The organism is Alkalihalobacterium chitinilyticum (assembly GCF_029028005.1).
Lineage (GTDB): Bacteria > Bacillota > Bacilli > Bacillales > Bacillaceae_F > Alkalihalobacterium > Alkalihalobacterium chitinilyticum.
In genome coordinates this window covers 51,127-58,148 of the sequence record NZ_JAOTPO010000014.1, presented here as the reverse complement: position 1 = coordinate 58,148, position 7,022 = coordinate 51,127, and the positions used below count along the sequence as shown (strand labels likewise).

Genomic DNA, 7,022 nt, shown 5'->3' with positions numbered 1-7,022 from the left:
ATATAATTTTGCCTGATCTGCTGTTTTACCAGAAAAAGAACTCATGTTGCACATGTCTTCTATGTTTTGTTCTACTTTTAAAAGGCTGACTCTTATATCTTCTGAATTTGCTTTAAATTCATCGGAGAAGTCTATTACTTCTGACAGGTCTACTTTTTGTCCCATGTAAACTCCCTCTCTTTCCTTAACGTATTAGCTGTGGACCAGAATTAGGGTGATATACTGATGCTAACTCTTGATCTTTTTCTCTCATCTGTTCACCTGTCTGCTCTAAAATAGTTACATCTGCCTCCAGAATGCCCTTATATCGCTCCAACAACTCTATAGCTTCTATCGCATTCTCTAAATCTTTTGTAAACGGTTCAATATTTGTATTACGAAATGCATTCGTTGGTCGTTTCGCTTCTATTCTTGCGACAGAAGTTTTTAACTTTGATACACTAGAGCGAAAAACACTTATATTAATAGAAACTTCTTTAGACATCTAATTCAACTCCCTCTGTGCTTGAGCTATTTGTCTATCCAAAGAATGAAGTGTCTGCTGTAAGCTCGTTATACTAGTTTGGTAGGAAGCCTTCTCTGCTTCATATCTCCTAATATCATCATTGATTGCTTCTTTAGCATCATCAACTTTTGATATATATGTTTTTACACTATCCTTATAGCGATTGTATTTCTTTTCGAAATCATCTTCTTTCTTGCCACGCCAGCTGTTTAAATCAATGGTTAGACTATTTATTGAACTCATTACAGAGCGCAAATTTGACAAACTGGTTGATATCTCGTTTACAGCTTGCCGTAAGCGAGATATCTTATCCTCAGTAACAGATACTAACGTACGGTTAGATTGAATTTGACTCTGTACAGAACTCTTCCTCCAACGTAAATAACTTAACGAACTCATCCTTTCCTCCTCCTTATTTTGGTAATTTTATTTTGATATGCTGGTGGTCCCTTGCGTAATAAGCTTCATAGTCTTTCGGATATGTTTCCTTACGAATAAATGGTTGACTAAATATATCTTGATCACCTAGACGCATACTCACTAACCCTACATTAGATAAGCTTCGAACCACTTTGGCTGGCTTTTCATAGCTCGTATTTATATAGCTAGCATCTCCACATACGATTAGATGTACATCGACTTTTGGACCTTGTTCGAATAAAACGGATAAATCTTCTTCCATCAGGATACTTCTTTCTGCAAAATCTTTTAAATCCCTAATTAAAATCATCCATTTCACACCATTGTGATCACCTTTCATTCGATTATTAACTTCTGTAAGTATGTTTTCTTTAATTGCAGTGATGTCCTCAGGATCAGAAATATACTTATTCATTAATTCACCAATTTCAGTAAGTCCTTGGTCAGGTGTATCAATAATCATGGTCTGGAAAGACTTCGTAAGTAATGTCATACTTTTTGAAATTGCATTAATCATATTATCCAATCCATCTTTTCGATCACTAACAACAGTTAGGAAGCCGTCTTTTTCTAGATCAAACCCTATTGGTGCCACTTCTTCAAAGTCTAGCCCTAGTGGTAAATGGCTTTGTTCAACCAATTTCTTCGTTTTTCTTTTCCGCTTAAACTGTTCAAAATCAATCACACCCTCTGGCATCATCGGAATGGCCTCTGGACGTTCACCTTGCCAATAGGCATCCATGCTTTGAGCAGTCCTTTGGATCGAGTCGATGATTTCTAATGCCTCTGTACCTTCTGCAGGTAACATCGTTTGGAACAAAGCAGGCTCTTCTAGCTTAACTAATCCTCGACCAGGGATCTCTTCAATTTCCAAGTCCGTTCGACCGATAATAGAACGTGCTTCTGATTGTTCAATGAGATATAGAGGAATTTGCGTCTTTATATTGGAAAGCAATGGCATGCGCAGAGCACCTTGTCGTCCCGCACTAATAGCTAGATGAATGCCAACGCTTGCTCCTTCACGAGCGATTTGTGTAATTATTTTTTCAAACTCGTCTGAGAAGTCTGTATCCCTCACTGTGTCGAAGTTATCAATGACTAATAATACGTTCGATTCGATCTCTCCACTCGCTTTTTCATACATCGCTAAGTTGGCCACTCCATATTGACTCAGAAGCTGCTTTCTTTTCTTAATCTCAGAGGTTAATAACCGAATTAGCTTCCCGACTTTTTCCATCTCATCAACGAGAATGGTATCTGCTACATGAGGTAACCCTTTTAACGGTAATAACCCATTGGTACCAAAATCGAGCAAATATACATGAAAATGCTCAGGACTATGCTGTCTTGATAGATCCATGACAATCGTTTGTAAAAAAGTTGACTTCCCGTATCCTGGACTCGCAAAAACAGCGATATGACCATCCTTCGTAAAATCTACTGTTAACGATGACTGAGATTGAAGCTCAGGCTGATCGAGTAATCCAATTGTTACCTTCAGTGGTTTCTTTTCTTCTTCCCAAGCTTCTTCAAAGTTTACTACATGCAGCTCATCTGTCGTTAATTGCTCAGGTAACGGTGGTAACCACGGTCTTGGTAATGGGACAATTTCTTGTTCCTCAGCATAATCATGAATATGATCAATGACTGCATCAAGTTCCGTTGGTACCTTTTCTACTTGATCTTTACGGCCTAATCCACTTAAATCTTCCGTTAAAATATCATACTGGCCCAAATCATTAATCGCATAGATTGTCGTATCTACTAATTCAAAGTCATCCTGGTCCGGAATGTAATCAGCACCACTCCAGGCACTTTGGAACAGTTCATAAATTTCGTTATTCCCAACTTGTAAATAGGCACGACCAGGCAGTGTGATTTCTGCGGCATCTGGTGTTTTTAAAATTTCGTTCGAATCACTTGCATTTTGTACTTTTAAGGCAAGCTTAAATTTGGAGTTCGACCAGATTTGATCATCCACAATCCCACTTGGCTTTTGAGTGGCTAGGATTAAATGAATACCGAGTGAACGACCGATACGCGCTGTCGATACTAGCTCCTTCATAAAATCAGGCTGCTCTGATTTTAATTCCGCAAATTCATCGGAAATGAGGAACAAATGTGGCATCGGTTCTTGAACTTTCCCTTGTTTATAAAGCTTCTGATATTGGTTAATATGATTGACATCATTTTCACCAAAGAGGCGCTGTCTCTTTTGAAGCTCTGCCTTAATAGAAGCTAACGCTCGCATAGATTGGCTACGATCTAAATTCGTAATCGTCCCAACTAAATGCGGAAGATTTTTAAATAAATTTGCCATTCCCCCGCCTTTGTAATCAATTAATAAAAAGGCAACTTCATATGGATGAAAATTAACACTAAGGGACAAGATGTACGATTGGATAATCTCAGATTTACCTGAACCCGTCGTCCCAGCGACAAGCCCATGTGGCCCGTGAGCCTTTTCATGAAGATTAAGCTGAACGATATCTTGTTTTCCACGCAGTCCAAGCGGAACAGCTAAGCTCTTATACGTTTCATTCGCTTGCCATCTTGCTGAAATCTCTAATTCTTCAACTCTCTCCACTCCATACATTTCAAGGAAGGTCACACTTTCAGGAATGGAATTTTTTAAACTTTGTAAATGATTAATTGGCGCAAGTGCCCTTGATACTTCTTCCTTATCAAATGTCGCCGGAAAGTGATCCGGAACAAAAGCACGATTGACTAGCTCTCCCTCTTCTAAAATAATATTTCCCGTCTTTGAATCTCGGATATCAATAACCGTTTTTACATGCTCAGGCAAAGATTGCATCACATCTTGAACAAAAACGAGTGATACCCCAAGAATACTAGGGTCCTCATTAAAGAATTCCATGATCGTATGGTCGAGGATCAGTTTTTCATCTGTAATAAGGACAACATAGTGCGGGAAGAAATAGGTTTTTTCACTTGTATTTCCTTTTTCATCTATTACTTGTTTTCGTTCCTTCAATATTTGATACATAGAGTATAGGACTTGATCTCGGGAACGCTCATGATAGACAAACCCTCTTACATTGACATCACGTAGACTTGCATGTGGTAGCCACCTCATCCAATTCCACTGCTCTTTTTCCTCTTCCGGAAATACCGTGATGATTTGAACATCATGATAGCTTTGAAACAGTCCAATTTGCATTGCTAATAGCTGTAGCTGCTCTAATACGAGGTGTCGTTGACCTATATAACCAACAGGCCCTTTCATCAACGATGCAACGACTGGAACTTCACGGATATGATCATACTGATTTAATAGCTCTCTAGCTTCGTCTACTAATATGTCTTTTTCTTGCGTGAACTCTTCTTCATTAAAGTCAATCTCAAAGCTTCTTTCTGCTGTACCTAGCCCTGTTCGAAATTGAAGGAAATCATGATGAAACCTTGTTTTTTCGTAAATTCTCGCATCAACACGTATAGCCATATCTCTCATTTGCTCGATATTTGGAAAATGATAACGTAAGGAATGCCTCTGGTCTTCACTAATCTGATAAAGCTCTTTTGTTTTTCGATGCAAATACTCTCTATAGCTCTCTAATCGCTCTTTCGTGTCAACCTTATATTGTTTTACATTCTTTACATAATAAATGACTGAAACTAGAATGGTCGTGACCGTCATTGCCAGCATGACGACAATGTAAATTCCGCGTGGTTGAAAAATCGTTAGCAAAACAAAGGCCGCAATCATGACGAGAGACGGGACAACGGTTCGTGCAATTTGCTCACTCGGCTTAGACGGTTGAGGTGGCGGTTTCGCAATCGTCTGCTTTTTTGTTGGCTCGCGATAAATGACACGAGGAGAGCGATGATAATTTGGATACTCCTCACTATAATACGTATCTCGTTCCATCAACCGTGTTAACGTCGAGGCTGGTTCCTCTTGGCTTATAGCGATTTCCATATCCTCTGAATGAATCGTTATAGAAATTCCATCAGCATATAATTGGTCTCCCGGTTCAATGTGAACACTGTCCTTACAAACGTTATTGTGATAAACTTCACCGCGATTGACCATTAATTGAAAAAACGGTTGTTCGAGCGTTCGCATAAGGGAGAAATCTACTTCCGTTGATTTCAGTTGAATATCATGTTGTTCGCTACTTCCAAACGTTACCGTTGAGACTCCCGCTAAATCATAAACGATGACTTCTTTCTCTTCTACAAGAAGAAATTCTATTTCAGCAGAGCCTACCGGTAATCGGGTTTGCTTATTTGGGGTAAGAACTTTCCCATCAAGGGTACACGCTTCCCCATCCCATGTGATCACGAAAGATGCTGCTAGGTTCGTAAACGTCACCGTATCAGACCAATCGCTACTTACCGTAATTTCTTTTGTCACCCCTTGAGGTAATGAGCATTTTTGTAACTGCTTATCAAAAAGAATAAATAGTTTTGTTTGTGCCATGATTTTCTTCCTCTCTCCGTCAGCCCATCTATCCTTGGCTTACAACCCCATACTGCTATGCCTCTTGATCATTCTCATCATCATTCACTTCTTCATCTTCAGCGGGTTCTTCAACTTCAGCAGGTACTTCCACTGGTTCTTGATCTATACTTGCCTCTTCAATTGGCGTTTGATCGATTAACTCTTCTTCTCCAGCCTCAATATAATCTTCACGATACCGATTTAGTTCTTCTTGGAGCCTTCGTACTTCTTCATCTCGATCTGATCCCTTTAATTTAGGATCATTTCGTACTTGTTCAATTTGTTTGATTAACCCATACATAATTAATTGAGGATCATCAATAAACATCGCTTTATCAATTGCTTCATCAAAAGAACCTCGACCATTTAATATCCAGTAAAGTAAATAATTCTCATGACTGCGTAAGCTCACGTTTCTCATAATCGCCTCTTTTTCACGATCCGATAAACTTTCAACTTGTATATAAGAGTAGGCCAAAATATACTTTGTTCGATAAGGTAGTCGTTCAGGATCTACTCCTCTCAGTGTAGAAATGACACCACTGTAATTAGATGATAAATATTCACCATGAGCTGTTAATAATTTATCTTGGTATGGATCCTTCACGAACATGTAATAAAACAAAGGCACAGCCAAGACAATAGACAACGTGATCATAATAATCGATAACTGTTTAAATAAACGAAACCGTTTAATGGGTACAGTCGTCATTGTCTTTTCCGTTTTTTGTTGCTCTTTGTGATAACAGATGTGAATATATTCGATCAATTCCTGCAGATTTTTCTTTTCCAGAATATTACGTTCAAATTCTGTATCCTTCGCCTTATTTAATGAACCATTGTACAGATCATCAAATGTATGTTGTTTGGAGAACAAGGCGAGGATGAAGCATTTGTATTGCTGAAAAAAGTCTTCCTCTTTTCCTACGTACGGTGGTAACAACTCCCGAATACCACGATACATAATAGCTGGCATTAAGTTATCATCAAAAACAACGTTATCCGGATGAAGAAAGAAAGTAATTCTAGAAGATAAATAAGGTTTCAGTTTCGCTATGTTACAAAGTAACCGCAGCTTCTCATTCCGTTGAAGATCCTTTATGTCCTTCCATTTCTTTTTTTCTTCTTTCACCACAAACGAAAATCTAAAAAGATCCTCTTCCTCTTTTACAGAGACCGGCAAAAAATATTCTGAAGGGGCTGTAATGAGTCCTAATTGCTTGATATCTTTCACTTTTGTTTGAGACTTTGCTAATTCTGTTCTCCACTCTTCATCTTCGATTTGAAAATGAAGAGTAAGAGAATCAAACTGAACTTTTTTTTCCTCCATAACGTTGACTCCTTCACCTATTCAACAATCTGAACAACCTTTTCTATAGCACTTGTAAAATATCACCGTCTGTAATTGGATGGTCATTCAAACTATCATCATCAGTAATCAGTAACTTTTTCGTTAATACCTTTATGGCACAAAGAGATGAACCCGACTGCTCTAAATGGAGCGTCTCAGAAACACTTAACAATAATTGCTTTACCGTTAATTGAACGGGAATACGCAAATCGTATACACCGCCACCCCAATTTTGAAAGTCAATCGTTACGTTTATATGTGAAGACTTTGCCATCATCCAT

The 7,022-nt window shown here is 38.5% G+C and carries 5 protein-coding genes; all 5 read right to left on the bottom strand.

Annotated features, from left to right (window positions below):
• Positions 1–184 precede the first annotated feature (184 nt).
• Genes N7Z68_RS17825 through N7Z68_RS17805 form a run of 5 tightly spaced genes read right to left on the bottom strand, consistent with a single transcriptional unit; the run spans position 185 to position 7,015 of the window.
• The gene (locus N7Z68_RS17825) at positions 185–484 is read right to left on the bottom strand and encodes a TIGR04197 family type VII secretion effector (protein WP_275119832.1); all 300 of its coding nucleotides are present in this window, start codon (positions 482–484) and stop codon (positions 185–187) included.
• Complete coding sequence (locus N7Z68_RS17820) at positions 485–904, bottom strand: YwqH-like family protein (protein ID WP_275119831.1); 420 nt, start codon at positions 902–904, stop codon at positions 485–487.
• 13 nt (positions 905–917) lie between these two features.
• The gene (essC, locus tag N7Z68_RS17815; protein WP_275119830.1) at positions 918–5,369 is read right to left on the bottom strand and encodes a type VII secretion protein EssC; all 4,452 of its coding nucleotides are present in this window, start codon (positions 5,367–5,369) and stop codon (positions 918–920) included.
• A 55-nt stretch (positions 5,370–5,424) separates the two neighbouring features.
• Positions 5,425–6,720, bottom strand: a complete 1,296-nt coding sequence (essB, locus tag N7Z68_RS17810) for a type VII secretion protein EssB (protein WP_275119829.1) — start codon at positions 6,718–6,720, stop codon at positions 5,425–5,427.
• A gap of 43 nt (positions 6,721–6,763) precedes the next feature.
• Positions 6,764–7,015 carry an EsaB/YukD family protein gene (locus tag N7Z68_RS17805; protein ID WP_275119828.1) on the bottom strand — a complete coding sequence of 84 codons (252 nt, stop codon included), beginning with the start codon at positions 7,013–7,015 and terminating at the stop codon, positions 6,764–6,766.
• Between the last annotated feature and the right edge of the window lie 7 nt (positions 7,016–7,022).

Excerpts from the sequence above, each read along its gene's own strand:
- N7Z68_RS17825 (WP_275119832.1), bottom strand. The coding sequence starts at position 484 with ATGTCTAAAGAAGTTTCTATTAATATAAGTGTTTTTCGCTCTAGTGTA.
- N7Z68_RS17820 (WP_275119831.1), bottom strand. The coding sequence starts at position 904 with ATGAGTTCGTTAAGTTATTTACGTTGGAGGAAGAGTTCTGTACAGAGT.
- essC (WP_275119830.1), bottom strand. The coding sequence starts at position 5,369 with ATGGCACAAACAAAACTATTTATTCTTTTTGATAAGCAGTTACAAAAA.
- essB (WP_275119829.1), bottom strand. The coding sequence starts at position 6,720 with ATGGAGGAAAAAAAAGTTCAGTTTGATTCTCTTACTCTTCATTTTCAA.
- N7Z68_RS17805 (WP_275119828.1), bottom strand. The coding sequence starts at position 7,015 with ATGGCAAAGTCTTCACATATAAACGTAACGATTGACTTTCAAAATTGG.